Origin of the sequence: Sporosarcina sp. D27 (genome assembly GCF_000586555.1) — a bacterium.
GTDB lineage: Bacteria > Bacillota > Bacilli > Bacillales_A > Planococcaceae > Sporosarcina.
In genome coordinates, this window is sequence record NZ_AZUC01000007.1 from 74,555 (window position 1) to 91,562 (window position 17,008).

14 protein-coding genes, 1 pseudogene and 1 other annotated feature are annotated in these 17,008 nt (G+C 43.3%); of the genes and pseudogenes, 3 read left to right on the forward strand and 12 right to left on the reverse strand.

Annotation, left to right across the window (positions count from 1 at the left end):
• Positions 1-60: 60 nt before the first annotated feature.
• From trpA to N693_RS0100775, 6 genes are read right to left on the reverse strand one after another with little or no spacing between them, the layout of a single operon-like run.
• Positions 61-843, reverse strand: a complete 783-nt coding sequence (trpA, locus tag N693_RS0100750; RefSeq protein ID WP_025782889.1) for a tryptophan synthase subunit alpha — start codon at positions 841-843, stop codon at positions 61-63.
• A complete protein-coding gene (gene trpB / locus N693_RS0100755; RefSeq protein ID WP_371257541.1) occupies positions 840-2,036 on the reverse strand; it encodes a tryptophan synthase subunit beta in 1,197 nt (398 codons plus the stop codon). Before trpB ends, trpA begins: the two co-directional genes overlap by 4 nt.
• A 2-nt stretch (positions 2,037-2,038) precedes the next feature.
• Positions 2,039-2,656 (reverse strand): phosphoribosylanthranilate isomerase, encoded by a 618-nt coding sequence (locus N693_RS0100760; RefSeq protein ID WP_025782891.1) that lies wholly within the window; start codon positions 2,654-2,656, stop codon positions 2,039-2,041.
• Complete coding sequence (trpC, locus tag N693_RS0100765; RefSeq protein WP_025782892.1) at positions 2,653-3,444, reverse strand: indole-3-glycerol phosphate synthase TrpC; 792 nt, start codon at positions 3,442-3,444, stop codon at positions 2,653-2,655. The genes N693_RS0100760 and trpC overlap by 4 nt, the downstream gene beginning before the upstream one ends.
• Complete coding sequence (gene trpD, locus N693_RS0100770) at positions 3,441-4,472, reverse strand: anthranilate phosphoribosyltransferase (protein ID WP_025782893.1); 1,032 nt, start codon at positions 4,470-4,472, stop codon at positions 3,441-3,443. Before trpD ends, trpC begins: the two co-directional genes overlap by 4 nt.
• A gap of 54 nt (positions 4,473-4,526) precedes the next feature.
• Positions 4,527-5,903 carry an anthranilate synthase component I family protein gene (locus N693_RS0100775; protein WP_051508658.1) on the reverse strand — a complete coding sequence of 459 codons (1,377 nt, stop codon included), beginning with the start codon at positions 5,901-5,903 and terminating at the stop codon, positions 4,527-4,529.
• Between the two features lie 75 nt (positions 5,904-5,978).
• Positions 5,979-6,218 (reverse strand) — a binding site (T-box leader).
• 214 nt (positions 6,219-6,432) lie between these two features.
• On the opposite strand from N693_RS0100775, the gene rluF reads away from it, so the two are divergent.
• Positions 6,433-7,137: a 23S rRNA pseudouridine(2604) synthase RluF gene (gene rluF, locus N693_RS0100780; RefSeq protein WP_025782895.1), complete on the forward strand. Its 705-nt coding sequence runs from the start codon at positions 6,433-6,435 to the stop codon at positions 7,135-7,137.
• Between the two features lie 39 nt (positions 7,138-7,176).
• Here the strand turns inward: rluF and N693_RS0100785 are convergent, their stop codons facing one another.
• From N693_RS0100785 to N693_RS0100795, 3 genes are read right to left on the reverse strand one after another with little or no spacing between them, the layout of a single operon-like run.
• Positions 7,177-7,902 carry an amino acid ABC transporter ATP-binding protein gene (locus N693_RS0100785; RefSeq protein ID WP_025782896.1) on the reverse strand — a complete coding sequence of 242 codons (726 nt, stop codon included), beginning with the start codon at positions 7,900-7,902 and terminating at the stop codon, positions 7,177-7,179.
• Between the two features lie 14 nt (positions 7,903-7,916).
• Entirely contained in the window at positions 7,917-8,582 is a 666-nt protein-coding gene (locus tag N693_RS0100790) for an amino acid ABC transporter permease (RefSeq protein ID WP_025782897.1), read from the reverse strand.
• Between the two features lie 39 nt (positions 8,583-8,621).
• Positions 8,622-9,458, reverse strand: coding sequence for a transporter substrate-binding domain-containing protein (locus tag N693_RS0100795; RefSeq protein ID WP_025782898.1), 837 nt, complete (start codon positions 9,456-9,458; stop codon positions 8,622-8,624).
• 413 nt (positions 9,459-9,871) lie between these two features.
• Between N693_RS0100795 and mgtE the strand changes: the two genes are divergently transcribed.
• Positions 9,872-11,254, forward strand: coding sequence for a magnesium transporter (gene mgtE, locus N693_RS0100800; RefSeq protein WP_025782899.1), 1,383 nt, complete (start codon positions 9,872-9,874; stop codon positions 11,252-11,254).
• Positions 11,255-11,316: 62 nt separating this feature from the next.
• Here mgtE and N693_RS0100805 read toward each other — a convergent pair whose 3' ends face one another.
• Positions 11,317-11,934, reverse strand: a complete 618-nt coding sequence (locus tag N693_RS0100805) for an NAD(P)-dependent oxidoreductase (RefSeq protein WP_025782900.1) — start codon at positions 11,932-11,934, stop codon at positions 11,317-11,319.
• Positions 11,931-13,451 carry a succinate CoA transferase gene (locus tag N693_RS0100810; protein ID WP_025782901.1) on the reverse strand — a complete coding sequence of 507 codons (1,521 nt, stop codon included), beginning with the start codon at positions 13,449-13,451 and terminating at the stop codon, positions 11,931-11,933. Before N693_RS0100810 ends, N693_RS0100805 begins: the two co-directional genes overlap by 4 nt.
• A 352-nt stretch (positions 13,452-13,803) precedes the next feature.
• Between N693_RS0100810 and N693_RS0100815 the strand changes: the two genes are divergently transcribed.
• The gene (locus tag N693_RS0100815; protein ID WP_025782902.1) at positions 13,804-16,224 is read left to right on the forward strand and encodes an EAL domain-containing protein; all 2,421 of its coding nucleotides are present in this window, start codon (positions 13,804-13,806) and stop codon (positions 16,222-16,224) included.
• 521 nt (positions 16,225-16,745) lie between these two features.
• Here the strand turns inward: N693_RS0100815 and N693_RS19815 are convergent.
• A pseudogene (locus N693_RS19815) lies at positions 16,746-16,954 on the reverse strand (IS5/IS1182 family transposase); the annotation flags it as partial.
• Positions 16,955-17,008: the final 54 nt, after the last annotated feature.

Consider the following 17,008-nt stretch of genomic DNA (forward strand, 5'->3'; position numbering starts at 1 on the left):
GAAAAAGTTTCAAGTTCATGCACAATTGACTAAATTTACTTATGCGGTAACAGGGTTATGTTACTGGCTAACCGCTGTTCGACCCGCTTTTATGAGGGTTTGTATCTTCTCTAAATTTTCTTCATGAAACGCCGTAACGATTGCACTTCCAACAATCACACCATCTGTAATCGCACTGAAATGACGAACTTGCTTAGACGTGGAGATTCCAAAACCAGCAAGCACAGGCACATTCGATACACTCCTCAAGTCCGATAAATGATCCATCAAATCCGAACGAAAGCTGCTCCTAACACCTGTAATCCCATTCACTGTCACCGCATAGACAAAGCCTTCTGCATTCCGTGCAATTTTTTCAATACGCTCTGGAGAACTCGTCAACGAAATCAGGGGCACGAGTGCAATATCTTTACCAATGAGTGCGTTTGATAGCAATCCACGTTCCTCATGCGGCAGATCCGGGATGATTAATCCTTTAACCCCTGCTAGATCACAGTCCTCAACAAATTCTAATACCCCATATGCTAGAACCGGATTTAAATATGTCATGACAACAAGAGGAATCGAATGTAACTGTGCTTGCAATTCACTCATCACTTTCCGTAACGTAACACCTCTTTTTATCGCCCGACTCCCAGCTTCCTGGATCACTTCTCCATCTGCAACTGGATCAGAAAAAGGGATGCCGATTTCAATTGCATCGGCTCCTGCTTCTTCGAGGAAAGAAATGCGTTCGTGTAGTACATCCAATCCGCCGTCCCCCGCCATCATGTAAGGGATGAACGCCGACTGACCTTCTTCATTCCGTTTAAGGATTGACGCCGTCAATGAAAAATTACTCACTGGACGCCACCTCCTAACGCATCCCGCACCGTCTGCATGTCTTTATCTCCTCTACCTGACAGACAAACAACAAGAATTTCATCGGGCTGCATCTCTTGTGCTAGATCGAAAGCAAAGTGAATCGCATGTGCACTTTCGAGTGCAGGAATGATCCCCTCTTTTTGAGCAAGCAACTGTACGCCTTCAAGCGCATCTGCATCTGTTGCAGACGTATAGTGCACCCGACCGATATCATGGAGATGACAATGTTCTGGACCGACCGCAGGGTAATCGAGCCCTGCAGAAATCGAATGTGCTTCTTGGATGAATCCGTCCTCATCTTGTAGCACGTACATATAAGCCCCGTGCAACACACCTTCTTTCGCTTCAGCAATGGCAGCTGCGTGCTTTCCAGTCGAAATCCCTCCGCCCGCTGCCTCTACGCCATACAAAGCGACGTTCTCATCTTCTACAAACGGATGGAACATCCCGATTGCATTACTCCCACCACCGATACAGGCAACAACTGCATCAGGAAGTCGCCCTTCTTTCTCTACAATCTGACGTTTCGTCTCTTGGCCGATCACTTGCTGAAAATCCCGAACAATTTTAGGGAATGGATTAGGTCCAAGTGCAGAGCCGAGAATATAATGTGTGTCTTCCACATGTGCAACCCAGTATCGCAAAGCCTCATTAACTGCATCTTTCAGCGTGCCAGCACCTTTGTCGACCGACTCGACTCGCGTACCGAGCAGCTCCATACGAAATACATTCAATTCCTGACGACGAATATCTTCTTTACCCATGAAGACTACACATTCCAATCCGAGTAATGCACACGCTGTAGCGGTTGCAACTCCGTGCTGACCTGCTCCCGTCTCTGCCACAATTTTTCTTTTCCCCATACGTTTCGCAAGTAATGCTTGGCCGAGTGCGTTGTTGATCTTATGGGCACCTGTATGGTTCAAGTCTTCACGCTTCAAGTAAATTTTCGCACCGCCTGCAGCTTCTGTAAGACGTTCAGCAAAATATAGTGGATTTTCTCTTCCCACGAAATCTTTCAAATAACCATTCAATTGATCTATAAACTCTGGGTCTGCTAGTGCAGAATCATGCGCTTCCTCCAGTTCAGACAACGCTTCCATCAATGTCTCAGGCACGTACTGTCCACCAAATCTTCCATACCTTCCTTTACCCTCTACTGTCTGAATCATGCTCATCTCTCCTCACTTTTCAGCTTAACCGTTTTGATAAATTCTCGGATTAGCTGCTCATCTTTTCTCTTCTCAATCTCAACACCACTCGAAACATCGACCATTACAGGATTTACTTGCCGAATCGCTTCACCTACATTTTCAGCATTCAAGCCTCCCGCTAATATGAATGGACGCTCCTGAAATCCTGCTTTACTCAAGATATCCCAGTTGAAAGTTTTTCCGCTCCCGCCTTTAAATTCTACGCCAGGTGCGTCAAACAATGGAGTTACGTTAAAGGCAGACGCTTTCTGGACATCGTCAAAATCCTTAATTGAAAATGCCTTAAAGGCAGGAAGACCAACTTTTTCGATGAATTCCGGCGTTTCATCTCCGTGGTATTGCACAATGTCTAGTGGAACTGCTTCATAAATCGCTTGAATCTCCGACTTTTCAGCATTGACAAACACGCCTACTTTCAGTACGGATTGCGGGATGTGAATTGCCAGTTCTGCAGCCTTGTCTATAGATACTTGTCTGCGCGAAGGGGCGAAAACAAAACCAATAGCATCAGCACCTGCATCCACTGCCACCCTCACATGTTGCGCTTCCATGAGTCCGCATATCTTTACCTTTGTCATTGCCCATTCACCTCGTGATCCACTTGAAGGGAGCGAATTGCCTGACCAGGCGACTCACTTCTCATAAGGGTTTCACCGACCAACACAGCTGATGCACCTACTTTCGACACACGTTTTGCATCAGCTATCCCGCCGATTCCACTTTCACTGATGAGGACTCGACCTGATTCAAACGGGAACAGAGAAGCGATTTCCTCAGTCTTATCAAGGTCAACTTGAAACGTCCGTAAATCTCTATTATTTACTCCAATCAGCTGTGCACCTGCTTCTAAAGCACGATTTAACTCGATTGCATCATGAACTTCGACCAACACTTCCAATCCAAGTGAGGTTGCATAGACATGCAGCGCTTTCAACTCCGCATCGGGCAGCGCTGCAACAATTAGCAATATAACGGATGCCCCTGCAGCTAGCGCACAATCGATTTGAATGGGATGAATGATGAAATCTTTACAAAGAACCGGGATATGAACTGCTTCCACCACCATCTTCAAATCTTCAAATGACCCTTTGAAATATGGCGTATCTGTCAAAACAGAAACACATGCAGCGCCTGCTTGCTCATATATCTGGGCTTGTTGGACAGGGTTTACGGTTTCTTGAATAAGCCCTTTCGAGGGAGATGCCCGTTTTATTTCCGCAATTACTTGCAACTGATTCGAGTTTTTAATGGTATCCATTAACGAGGGTCGAGCTACGATTGTTGGAGTTGGTCGAACAATCGGTTCTGCTAACAATCGAGAAACTTCTTGTTCCTTCTTTCGCAAAATATCATCCAAAATGGTCATAACGCCACCACCCTATCAGAGCACTGTCCACAAAAGGCAGCCACTTCTTCCAATTTAAGTTTAGCTCTTCCTGTAAGAATGCTATCTTCTGCAAGTCGAACTCCCTCTTGAACGGTTTTAACGATACCTTCTGTAAATAATCCAATGCCTGCGTTGAGGGCAACCGTATCGAACTGCGGCCCACGCTGCCCCTCCATAATTGAACGAATTATCGCAGCATTACACGTTGCATCGCCACCCCGGATTACTTCCAGACTAGCTGGCTGCAGCCCGACATCTTCGGCTGTTAACGTAAACGGAATTAGGTCGCCGCGATCTGCAAGGACGAGTGTATTTCTGCCTGCAAGCGTTGCTTCATCAGGACCTCCTGCACCCGCAACAACTACAGCCCGCTTCCTCCCCAACATATTTAGAACAGATGCATACTCCATAACGAATTCCTTACGAGTAATGCCCGTGTATTGTGCATAAAGCGGAATGGGGTTTGTCAATGGACCGACTAGGTTAAAGATTGTTGGAGTGCCAATTTGTTTGCGTATCTCTCCAATCCGTTTCATCTTCGGATGCACGTTCGGCGCGAATAGGAATGCAATGCCACACTGCTCCATCATGGCAGTTGTTTCTCCTACTGTAAGGTCATTTCGTATTCCCAGCTCTTCAAGTACATCATGGCTTCCAGCAGCACTGGAGATCTTTCGGTTCCCGTGTTTTGCAACGCGGACTCCGGATGCCGCCATGACGAACGCTGATGCTGTACTGATATTGAAACTGTTTGAACCGTCTCCTCCTGTTCCGCAGTTATCAATATATGAGCCATTAGGAAATTCTGGGCGAATTGCATTGACAGACATTACAGAAGCTAAGGCCGCCACTTCATCTGCAGTTTCTCCCTTTTGTGCGAGAGATTTAAGAAAAGTGGCAATCTCCTTCTCATCTGTGCCGTCATTAAACAACAGACCCGCCGCACCTTCCATCTCCTGAAACGTAAAATTGCGCTTTGCTTGAACGGCTTGTATGTAGCTCTTCATAACTAATCTCTCCTCTTCTCTACTGTTCTCGTCTCTTTTTTCGACCTAACTATTCTAGTGTTTTTCTTGCATTAGACCTGTCAGCGATTTAGCTTTATTAACTGTTTCCATAAATTCAGCATGTGGAGTTGAAGCTTCAACAATCCCTGCACCTGACTGGACACTTACAACACCATCTTTCACAACCATTGTACGGATTGTCAGGGCAAAATCGATATTACCGTTCAAGCCGATGTATCCAATTGCTCCGCCGTAAATCCCTCTTGGCTCTGTCTCAATCTCATCAATCATCTTCATCGCTACTAGTTTTGGACTTCCAGTAACCGTTCCCGCTGGCAGACTCGTTCTTAAAGCATCCAGCGCATACACCCCTGGCGCAAGATCTCCTGCCACTTCGGATACAAGATGCATCACATGCTCATATCTCACCGTTTCTTGGTACGCAGTTACCTCTACACTAGCTGGAATACAGAACTGCTTCATTTCACTTGTACTTAACTCTACAAGCATGTCATGCTCTGCTAACTCTTTCGGATCTGCACGCAATGATTGTTCCAGTTCATTGTCTTCTTTCACGGTAAGCCCGCGTTTACGTGTTCCTGCAATGGGATTCGTTTGGACACGATTCTCATGGACACGTACGAGACTCTCTGGAGATGCACCAATGACGATCGAATCATCAAATTCCATGTAATACATATATGGTGAAGGGTTCCGTTTCCTTAACAAACGATACAGTTGGAAGGGATCGCCCTGAATGTCTGCTTCCAATTTTCGTGATAGGACGACTTGCTCCGCTTTTCCTGCCTGTATGTCATTGATTACTTGCTGTACGTTCGATTCAAATGACTGTTGAGATACAGCACTTCGATAGTCGGATACCGTCACCTCTGTTTCAACATCTGCAACACCTGTTAATAGCGTTGCAGCAAGTTCATCCAAATCAGGTGCCTGATGAGTAGGATGAATTTCTGTATGCAGCAGTGTCACTTCCTCTGTCTGGTGGTCATATATGACGATCGTGTCATAAATATTAAAGGTTGCACTCGGGTATTCTCCGCTTGTTTCGTACTTCTCTTTGCTTCCCGCGTCATACCCGAAATAGCCTACCGCTCCGCCTGTAAATGGGAACTCACTATCCTCCGTTATCCTGGGCATTAGCCGTTTCAATAGCGTAAACAACTCTCCTTCATGCACAAACGAAGAGCCATCCATATAATTGGTTTCTTCTACACCGTCCCGATGTCCTTTGTACGCTTTCAAAGGATTGGCTCCTATGAAGGAATACCGGCCATTTTGTGCATGCCCTGACGAACTTTCCAATAAAAACTTTTGTGTGCCCCGGAGTCTTCGAAAAAGCAAAGTAGGTGTTAAGGTTTCTCCATTAAACCGTTTAGCGGTTACTCGTAACCCTATTTTCTCAATTGTCATTCGGTTCTCTCCCATCTCGTATAAGTTCTCGAAAACGACAAAAAGCCCCCTGCATCCAGACAGTTAAGTCCGGTTGCAGAGGACGGAAAAATCCGCGTTGCCACCTCAATTGGAATACAGATGTATCCCCACTTCGTGTGCTTTAATCAGCACTTCCCATAACGCGGGAATGGCGTCCTTGAAAAAACCTTTAGAAGGTTTTTCAATAGGCTCTCATAAGTCCATTCACATCACAAGACAGGTCGATTCTCACCAACCATCAACTCTCTGAATCTGTCTAATGTGATGCTACTCTTCTTATTTCAATGATTTCTCAGCTATGCTCTTCTCTTCTCGTCTCATCTCTCCGTGGGCGGCGTCGCTCCCGACACCAACTACCCATCTGAAAGTTGTATCCTATCTTACAACCTATCATTCCTTATGTCAATCATTATATTTTCTGAAAACTATATTTTGTTTTTGAAGCTTTGATTGGCAACTGAAAAGGAGCTACAATAAGAAAAACAGTAATCAGACAAGGTGGGACCTCATGCGTATTAACAAATTTCTAAGTGAAGTAGGAATTACTTCACGGCGCGGTGCTGACAAATGGATAGAGGCAGGACGTGTCGTCATTAATGGGAAAACCGCTGAACTGGGCAGTAAGGTCGAGGACGGAGATCTCGTTGAAGTAGATGGTAAACCGGTATCAGTTGAAGAACAACTCGTCTATCTGATGTTGAACAAGCCTGTCGGAATCACAAGTACCACGGAAAGGCATGTCAAAGGAAATGTCGTAGACTTCGTAAACCATCCCTTACGCATTTTCCACATTGGCCGGCTAGATAAAGATTCAGACGGCTTATTGCTCCTTACGAATGACGGCGACATTGTGAATGAAATTTTGCGTGAAGAACACGGTCACGAAAAAGAGTACATCGTAACAGTGGATCGTCCGATTACAGATCAATTCATGCGCGAGATGGAACAAGGAGTACCCATTCTCGATACAGTAACCAAGCCTTGTAAAGTACGGAAACTCGGGTCACGAAAATTCAACATTACGCTCACGCAAGGGTTGAATCGCCAAATTCGCCGTATGTGTACAGCACTTGGCTATAATGTCGTTAGCTTGCGTAGAATGCGTATTATGAACCTGACACTCGGTAATCTGCCAGTGGGTCAGTGGCGTGATTTAACAGACTCGGAGCGAAAAGACCTTTTCAAAGAACTGAACTATACCCCCAAACGATGAAAAACCTCAATCCCAGTCGGGATTGAGGTTTTTATTTCACTAAACGTTTACCATCTCTAAAAATTGTCGAGTTCGTTCATTTGTAGAGTGGTTGAAGAATGTGTCAGGGTCTGCGTCTTCGATGATGATTCCTTCGTTCAGCATAATGACGCGGTCTGCAACTTCTTTGGCGAACTTCATCTCATGGGTAACGACAACCATCGTCATTCCTTCATCTGCTAAATCTTTCATTACTTGCAGGACTTCCCCTACCAACTCAGGGTCCAGTGCAGACGTCGGCTCGTCAAACAGCAATGCTTTCGGCTCCATTGCGAGTGCGCGGGCAATCGCAACACGCTGCTTTTGACCACCAGATAGCTTATTGGGATAGACATCTGCCTTATCGGACAGACCTACTTTCCCCAGAATTTCAAGGGCTGTTGTTTTAGCAGTGGATTTGGCTACCTTTTTGACCATGATAGGCGCTTCCATCACATTTTCAAGCACCGTCTTATGAGGGAATAAGTTGAAATGCTGAAATACCATTCCCACTTCAGCCCGGACTTTAGCGAGATCATCTTTTTTCTGATTAACTCTTTTTCCGTCAATCGTAATGACGCCTTCATTGGTCAATTCCAAGAAATTAAGACATCGAAGGAATGTACTTTTCCCCGAGCCACTGACACCTACGAGGACAACAACTTCGCCTGGGTGAACTTCCATATCGATTCCTTTTAGCACTTCAAGTTTTCCAAATGATTTATGCACGTTTTCTGCTTTGATCATCGTATCTGCCCCCATTATTTATCCACATCCAATTTGTTCTCATACCACTTCAGTAACGCAGTGAAAATCAGGACAAGAATAAGATAGTAAAGACCGACTACGAGAAACGTTTCAAATTGCTTGAAGTTAGAGGCTGCGACACGATTGGCAACACCGAACAATTCAGATACACCGATTACGTAGACTAGCGAAGAGTCTTTCAAAGTAATGATGAACTGGTTACCTAGTGGTGGAATTGCGCGTCGCAATGCTTGTGGAAATACAATACGTCTCATTGTCTGAGAGCGATTCATCCCTAATGCAAGACTCGCTTCTCGCTGACCTCGGTCAATCCCTTGAATCGATCCACGGAAGATTTCCGCAATATACGCACCATTATGGACGCCTAAGGCAATTGCTCCCGCCCAGAAGTTTTCCAGTACGATGATTGAGGTGATTCCGAAATAGAGGAACATGATCTGTACAATTAATGGAGTTCCTCGAATCAAGGTGATATATAAGTTTGCGATGGTCTGCAATATTTTTGAGTGGGAAATCTTCATTAGTGCGAAAATGATCCCAAGAATTGTTCCTATCACTACTGCAATCGCTGTAATTTCGATGGTCAAAAGCCCTGCTTCTAAAAAACCTTTATAGGTTTGCATGAATACTTCATAGAAGGTTACGAATAACTCAGGCACCGGCACACCAACTTTCCATTAAATAGGTGGGGAGTTCACTCATTCTAATAACTCGACACCTTCCAAGTCAATGTCAAGAAGGTCACGACCAAACCACTTATCTGAAATCTCTTTGTACGTTCCATCATCAATAAGTGCTTGAAGTGCTTCATCCAATGCTTTAGTCAATTCAGGATTGTCCTTATTTACAGCAATCGATGGTTGTTCCACCCACATCGGTTTTCCGACTTCCTTCACTTCAAATCCATTATCGATTGCTTCATACCCAACGATATCAGCAGTAATAACAGCATCTAGACGACCTTTTACTGTCAAATCCTTAAGCGCTACTACGTCACTACTATAGTACTGAACGTTATCGGATAATTCTTTTGCAGGTGCTTCGTACGTGGATTGCGCAACGACACCAATTTTCTTACCCTCAAGATCATCCGGACCTTTGACCTCGTCATTATCTTTCGCAACAAAAATCATTCCGCCTGAATAGTAGTAAGGATCTGTAAAATCTGCTTGTTTTGCCCGTTCTTTCGTGTATGCCATCGAACCGATAATTGCATCAAACTTCTTACCAACTAACCCCTGTAAGATTGTTTCAAATGGATTTGTTACTGGGTTCGGTTCAAGTTCCATTTTTTCAGCAAGTGCATTTCCAATTTCAATATCAAAACCTGTTAGTTCTCCACCTTCCTCAAAACTAAACGGTTTGTATACACCGCTTGCTGCAAATGTGAATTTCCCCTTTTTAACTAAATCATAGCCGGCATCCCCAGATCCGCCAGCATTTCCAGACGACTTGTCATCGTCATCTTTACCACAGGCTGCAAGCAGTAGAACAGATGCAGCAAGCATCAAGAACATCAACTTCAATTTTCCCATTCTATGAAACTCCCCTTTTGTGTTAGCCTATTGGCTATTTTTTGTGCTCTCTATTGCACTTTCCCTAGTAGAATTCATTTAAACATGAAAATTGAAAAATCCGTAATGAAACTGTAACATTAGTTTCTAATTTCGTAGGTTCTCTCCTTTCCGCTCCCTTCCTTATATTCACAAATTAAATACAGAGGTGATAGTTATCTAGTAATCGATTACTCATTCACGTTACATGATCCTCTCCTTTTAAAATGTAGGTTGTTCTATTAAAACATAAATTGACTGATAAATGAATATTTATTCTGAAATTTGAATAAACAACTGTTTAGTTAGTAGCTTAATTGTTTCCTTTTCACCTAGAACGGGCATAAGCATTATTAAGTCTGAATAATTGAATGAGCAAATACGAGGTGATTGGCGTGGCGTTGTTACTTAAAGAAAAAAAGAAAGAGACTATAGACAAAGTACAATTGGAGAGAGCCATAATCCGGGTTCTTAACGAAGGAAAGAAAGATACGTTTCATGAAATCATTCATGCATTAGAAAAGTACGAAATCGCCTCCCAGTATAAGGAACTTCCTAGGAAACGAAAATCATTATTTTTGGAATGGCTCTCTATTCAAGAACTAACCGAATTGCTACGCTATCTTAGTAAAGATGAACAACTCTCTGTATTAGAAAGGATTGGACCTGATCGCTCTACTGAAATTTTACATAGGATGCAAAATAACGATTTAGCCTTTTTACTGACTGGGCTATCTAAAGGCAAAATTGATGATTTAATTGCTAAAATGCGGCGCGAAGAATTGGAGTCCATTCTCCAAATTATGGACTATCCACCTAAAACGGCTGGTCGCGTCATGACTAACCGTTACATACCTATCTCTCCGCAACTCTCTGTTATCGATGCTGAGAAAAAACTTAAAACGTTCGAAAACCTAGCTCACTTTATCAATTACTTATACGTAGTGGATGAAGACCAGCGACTGATCGGGATAGTCACATTCAGAGATTTACTGCTTGCTGATGATGATCAGTGCATAGCCAATATTATGAGGACAGAGCCCATCCAAGTCGACGTGCTCACTAAACAAGAAGACGTTGCCAAACTGATTGGAAGATACGATTTCGATGCTATCCCTGTTACAACAGGTGATCATGTATTAGTTGGAACCATCTCTGGTGATCAAGTGCTCGACATCATTGTCCGTGAAGCAGACGAAGACATTGAAATGCTGCTGGCTTCTGGTAAGTCCATAGATTTCCGTACGAAACCCTTTGTTGCCGCTCGTCGCAGATTGCCATGGCTAATTTTGCTTTTATTCATAGGACTGGTATCTGGCAGTATCATTTCGAAGTTTGAAGAGACATTGAATGCAGTTGTCGCCCTAGCCTTTTTCATGCCTATGATTGCTGGAATGACGGGTAATACGGGGACTCAGTCGTTAGCTGTGGTCGTACGTGGGTTGGCATCTGAAGAAATGACATGGAAAAAAACACTTAAGTTAGTGATGCGGGAAATTGTTGTAGGAGTTGTCATCGGGATCACATGCGGCTTGCTCATTGCAATCATCGCCTTCTTTTGGCAAGGAAGTATGGTCCTTGGTTTTGTTGTCGGTGTTTCCCTTCTTTCGACACTCATCATCGGGACCATCGCCGGCACAATAGTTCCACTCCTTCTTAATAGATTCCATGTTGATCCTGCCGTCGCATCAGGACCTCTTATTACTACATTAAATGATATATTATCATTACTTATTTACTTCGGCATCGCAACAATGTTCCTATCACAATTGAGTTAACGACAAAAGCCCGCGCCTCCCCTTATTTATGGGAGACGCGGGCTTTTGACTGTATAAGAACCTTAGTATGCAATTCCTACTCGAGCATGAAGATGATTGCATGCAACCAACTCATGCTCAGCGAAGTGGGCAGTGTCTCCGGAAGAAATTTGTTTCCCATCTACAGGCAACCAGTTGTCTAACGTCCGGTAGGTTCCTGTAATTTCTCCATCTGGTAAATAGGTTGGGCAAACGATGGTCCAGTCCAAGTCGGATGCTGACAGCGCTCGATACGCAGCATGATGCTCTTCTGCAGCTGTTGTCAGTTTTCGATTGGAATCTCCTGCTTCATAACGAAGTCGCTCGGGGTCCATCCGGCTTTGCAAAATGCCAGCTGTACCAATCGTTAGAATCCTCTTTATTTCTTCATTTCTCATAGCCTCAATCATGTGAGGAGTCGCTTCGCTCAAAGTCGTTGTTTTATCTGTTCCAAGTGCGCTCACCACCGCCTCACTACCGAGGATCGTCATAGCAATAGCAGATTGTTCCTTGGCATCTCCTTGAATGACGGTCAGGTTAGGATGAGCTGACAACTTCTCAGGATTTCGAGCCAGGGCAGTTACGTGATGTCCGTTCTCTAGCAATCTTTGGAGCAAAAGCGAACCTACACGTCCAGTACCACCAAACAGGGAAATTTTCATGATTGCTTTACTTCTTCCTTCAACTCGCGCATAGTTCCTGTTTCCGCTAAACGAATGTGCCAGCTTAACGCTTTCTCGAGAATATGAGGGGTGTGTCCACCACGAAGTGCCGCTTCTTCATAGTACGCCCATAATTCCTCGCGATACGAAGGGTGTGCACATCGGTTAATTATCAATTCCACCCGTTCTTTCGGCGCAAGTCCTCGTAAATCTGCGTACCCTTGTTCAGTGACTAGGATATCCACGTCGTGCTCCGTATGATCGACATGGGAAACAAATGGCACACAACTTGAAATCGCGCCCTTTTTAGCAAGAGACTTTGTCACAAAAATGGCCAAACGGGCATTACGAGCAAAATCTCCTGACCCACCAATTCCATTCATCATTTTAGTCCCTGTAACATGCGTAGAGTTAACATTTCCATATATATCGAATTCGAGTGCTGTGTTAATGGAAATCGTGCCGAGTCGACGAATAAGTTCTGGATGATTCGAAATTTCTTGAGGACGCATAATAATTTTCTCTTTATAAAAAGGAAGGTTATTTCTTAAAATGTCCATGCGTTCTTCAGTTACAGTAATCGACGTGCATGATGCTGATTTCACTTTTCCCGCATCAATGAGTTCAAACACAGAGTCCTGTAGTACCTCGGAATAGACCTCTAAATTTTCAAATTCAGAATCTAACAAACCATGAAGAACCGCATTCGCTTGCGAACCAATTCCTGATTGCAAAGGGGCTAATTCTTTCGTCAATCTGCCTGCAGCAATCTCAGATCGTAAAAATTGAAGCAAATGTCCAGCCATCACTTCTGTTTCTTCGTCTGGTTCATCGATTGTCGAAAACGAATCATATTCTTTCGTTAACACAATCCCGATTATTTTGTCAGGATCAATAGGAATTCCATAAGTTCCAATCCGCTCATCTGGATGAGTCAAAGGAATCGGTTCACGATCTCCTAATACACCTGGATCGTAAATGTCATGCACGCCTTCCCACTCTTCAGAATGGGCAACGTTGATCTCTACTATTATGGACTTCGCATGTTCTGCAAAAATCAAAGAATTCCCAATAGAAGTCGAAGGTATAATCGATCCATCCTCCGCAATTGCAACCGCTTCCAGAACAGCAATATCTACTTGAGGTAACACACCGCCCCGGATCAGTTCAGACGTATTAGACAAATGATGATCGACAAATAACAAATCTCCATTATTAATACCTTTACGCATCGTAGCATCTGCCTGAAACGGCAACCTCTTATTCACAATTCCCGCTTCTGTAAAGAGTTTATCGATATCATGTCCTAGCGAAGCCCCAGTAAATACATTTACTTTAAAAGTCTCTGTTTGAGCTCTCTTTACGAGTGCTTCAGGAATTGCTTTTGCGTCGCCTGCACGTGTAAAACCGCTTAGGCCAAGTGTCATTCCGTCCTGAATCCAAGATGCAGCCTCTTCTGCCGATACCACTTTCTGTTTTAATGATTCACGTCTAATTCTTTCCAACTGTCCATCCATTTCCGACAGCTCCTTAATGTAATAGTCTTAAATGATTTTCTGATCTTTCAGTGTAAATAGTTTTATGTAAGCCGATATAATCCTTGCATATCTGTTCATCTTATATGATACCTTCGCCAACAATTCACTGCAACCTGTCTAAAGATGTGTCTAAAAAACGAGAAATATTTGTATATTCCAATGTAACAGACAAGTTTATCCTTAAACGGCTAGAAGGTCTAAAGGTGCAGTGTTATAATCGAATCATAAGTACTAGGCACTTTTACTCAATTATTAACATATAGCTAATCATCAAAAAACCATTACCCGTCCTAAGTGAAATTCACCTAGTACAAGAAAGGATTCCGTGACTATGGTGTTAACAGATGCTCAAAATATACCTTCACTAACACGACTTCTCGATGAAAGATTCTGTGTGTCCATAACAGATACGAACGGTAAAATTACGTACGTCAACAAACATTTTTGCGAACTGACTCAATTTAGTGCAGAGGAGCTAATAGGAAACACGTATCAGATACTTTCTCCGAGCCATGATCCTCAAATGGTATTTGAAGAGATGAATCGTTCAGATGATGAAGAACTCATTAAGCAGCTGATTGTAAAGGGTTTTGCAAAGGACTTAACTCCTTATTGGATCCGAGCTATAGTAGTACCCGTCATCAACGAAGACCAAGTGACAACCCACTATATTTCCATTGATTCGGACATCACAGAAGAACACCTGACTTCCCAAAAATATGATGAGACATTGAAAGTGTTACATAATTTAGAGTCTGCATTGGATCATGCCTCCGTCATTGCTGTTACTGATGCTGCGGGTGTCATCAAGTATGTAAACCCTAAATTTTGTGAACTCTCCAAGTACGCAGAAGAAGAGTTGTTAGGAAAGACACACCGAATCATTAATTCAGACTATCACCCTAAAGAATTCTTTCAAAACATGTGGAAAACGATTCAAGGTGGTGAAGTTTGGCGTGGTGAAGTAAAAAATAGAGCTAAGGATGGTTCCTTTTACTGGATGAACACAACCATCGTTCCTTTTTCAAACGATAATGGAAAACCCTATGAATATATCTCTATCCGATCTGACATCACTGCGCGGATCGAGGCGGAGCAAGCGCTGGAATCCGCACTGAAAAATGATTTTCGGACGACAGTTAAGAACTTGCAGAATGCAATCTTCAAATATGAAGCTGATGATAATGGCCGGATTTTCATTACTCTATTGGAAGGACAAATTTGTGAAAAATTAGGGCTAACGAGCAATTTGATAAATGCTAGAGGCGAATCCAATCCTTTTGGCAAAGAAGTACTTCAACAACTTCGTCCCTATGCGTATGCAGCTCTAAACGGGAACCCTTGCCAATTCGAGCTAGATTACTTAAACCATTCATTTATCATTTATTTGTCTCCCGTACGTGTAGATGGAGCGGTAATCGAAGTCGTTGGGACATGTGTTGAGATTACAGAGCGGAAAAAAGCGGAGAAACTTGTTGAGCATATGGCTTTCTACGATGCTTTGACCGGCCTTCCGAATCGCAGATTGTTTAAGTCTCAGGTCAACGAAGCCATTAAAGTGGCTGATGATGACTTTTCCATTCTGTATTTAGATTTGGATCGTTTCAAAAACATTAACGATTCCCTAGGTCACTTCATTGGTGATGAAGTGCTGAAAGCAGTTGCCGAACGACTTTCCCTTTGTCTGGGTCCAAATGACTTAGCCTGTCGTCTTGCCGGCGATGAATTTGTCCTCATGATTAGAGAGACTGATCAAGACTTAGTCAACGAGATCTCTCTTCGTATCGTCGAAGAGATTTCGAATTCCTATACATTTAAATCGATTGAAGTGTACATCACACCGAGCATTGGAATTAGTCGTTTTCCGTTTGACGGTGAGGATTATGACACTCTACTGCGAAATGCAGATACAGCATTATTTCTTGCAAAGGAGCAAGGAAAGAGCACCCATCGTTTTTTTACCCAAGAATTGAATAATGACATGATTGAAAAAACATTACTTGAGATGGATTTACGCCAAGCAATCAGTCGAAATGAAATGGAACTCCATTATCAACCCCAATATGATATGAAAACGGGAACCATGACGGGTGTTGAAGCGTTAGCGCGATGGAATCACTCCCAGAAAGGATTAATCTCCCCTGGACAATTCATCCCTATTGCAGAAGAAAGCGGCCTAATTCTACCTATTGGATTATGGGTGTTGGAAACTGCATGTGCTCAAGCTAAGCAGTGGCAAGAACAGGGATTCCCAAACATACGAATGAGTGTGAACGTTTCAATTCGCCAGTTCAAACAACCTACTTTTATCAACAATGTTCTCAGAGTTCTAAAAAAGACTGGATTGGATCCTAAATATTTGAACATTGAAATCACTGAAAGCATGACAACGGATGTGGACTACTCACAAAAGATTTTGCAGCGGCTGCATACCGAGGGGATCCATGTCAGTATTGATGATTTTGGGACAGGGTATTCATCTTTAAGTTATTTAAGTAAATTTCCAATTACCCATTTAAAGATCGATCAAATCTTCTTGCAAGATCTCAGCAGTAGCAACACTGCGATTATTAAAACCATTATTGAACTTGCGAAAAATCTAAGCATCGACGTCATCGCTGAAGGCGTTGAAACAGATGAGCAAGCCACATTTTTAAGTACGCTTCGCTGTGATGAGGTTCAAGGATTTCTCTATTCCCGACCTTTACCGAAGCTTGAAATTGAGGATCTTCTACAAAAGGTCACTGCTTAAAAAGCCAGCCTCTACATGTGGGCTGGCGTCAGACTGTAGACAAAAGGGATGGAAATCAAATCGATTTCCATCCTTTTTGTCTTTTTACATCGTTGACTCTGAAAATGAAGGATAACAGGCCGTTGATCTCCGTTCCGGACGGGCGCTTTCCGGGGGCTTGCCCTCAGCCTCCTCGTCGCTTCGAAAGCAAAGATGTGCTCCCAACGTTTCACTTATGCTCGCAAAAGCCGTTCTTCGTTACGGCTTTTCCTGTGGGGTCTTCGCGCTGCACTGATCCCCAGGAGTCGCCGTCCTACACTTCAATCAACTGAATGTCCTATGACACATTCATATCATTCAAGCAAAGAATGCAATTGGGGTATCCATGTCCAGCGACAACACTAATCAGATGAAACATAATACTTGAGACACCGATATGAAATCAAAGAAGTCTATGGAAATGTAAAAAGGCAGTTAAACCCTTCTTTGTCGATGCCAAGGAGAAGTATGGTGTGCGATGGACAACCCTAAGAGGGCTTAGGGTATTGAATGATTGACATTTTATTGAGTACAACAGAATCTATGATGGGTCTCTTGTATAGGGAATATAGATCTGCAACCAAAGGATAAATGAAGGAGAAATCAATTGCTGTCTCTAATTTTCAGACCAGATATGGTCTTGCGGAACTAATTGTTCGATTGTAAGCATTTCCATCTGTTCCTGTTCATCACCTTGATTCACCATCATCATCATTACCATCGTCTTGTTTGATAGATGGGAGAACCTGTTGATTGTAGCGGAGAG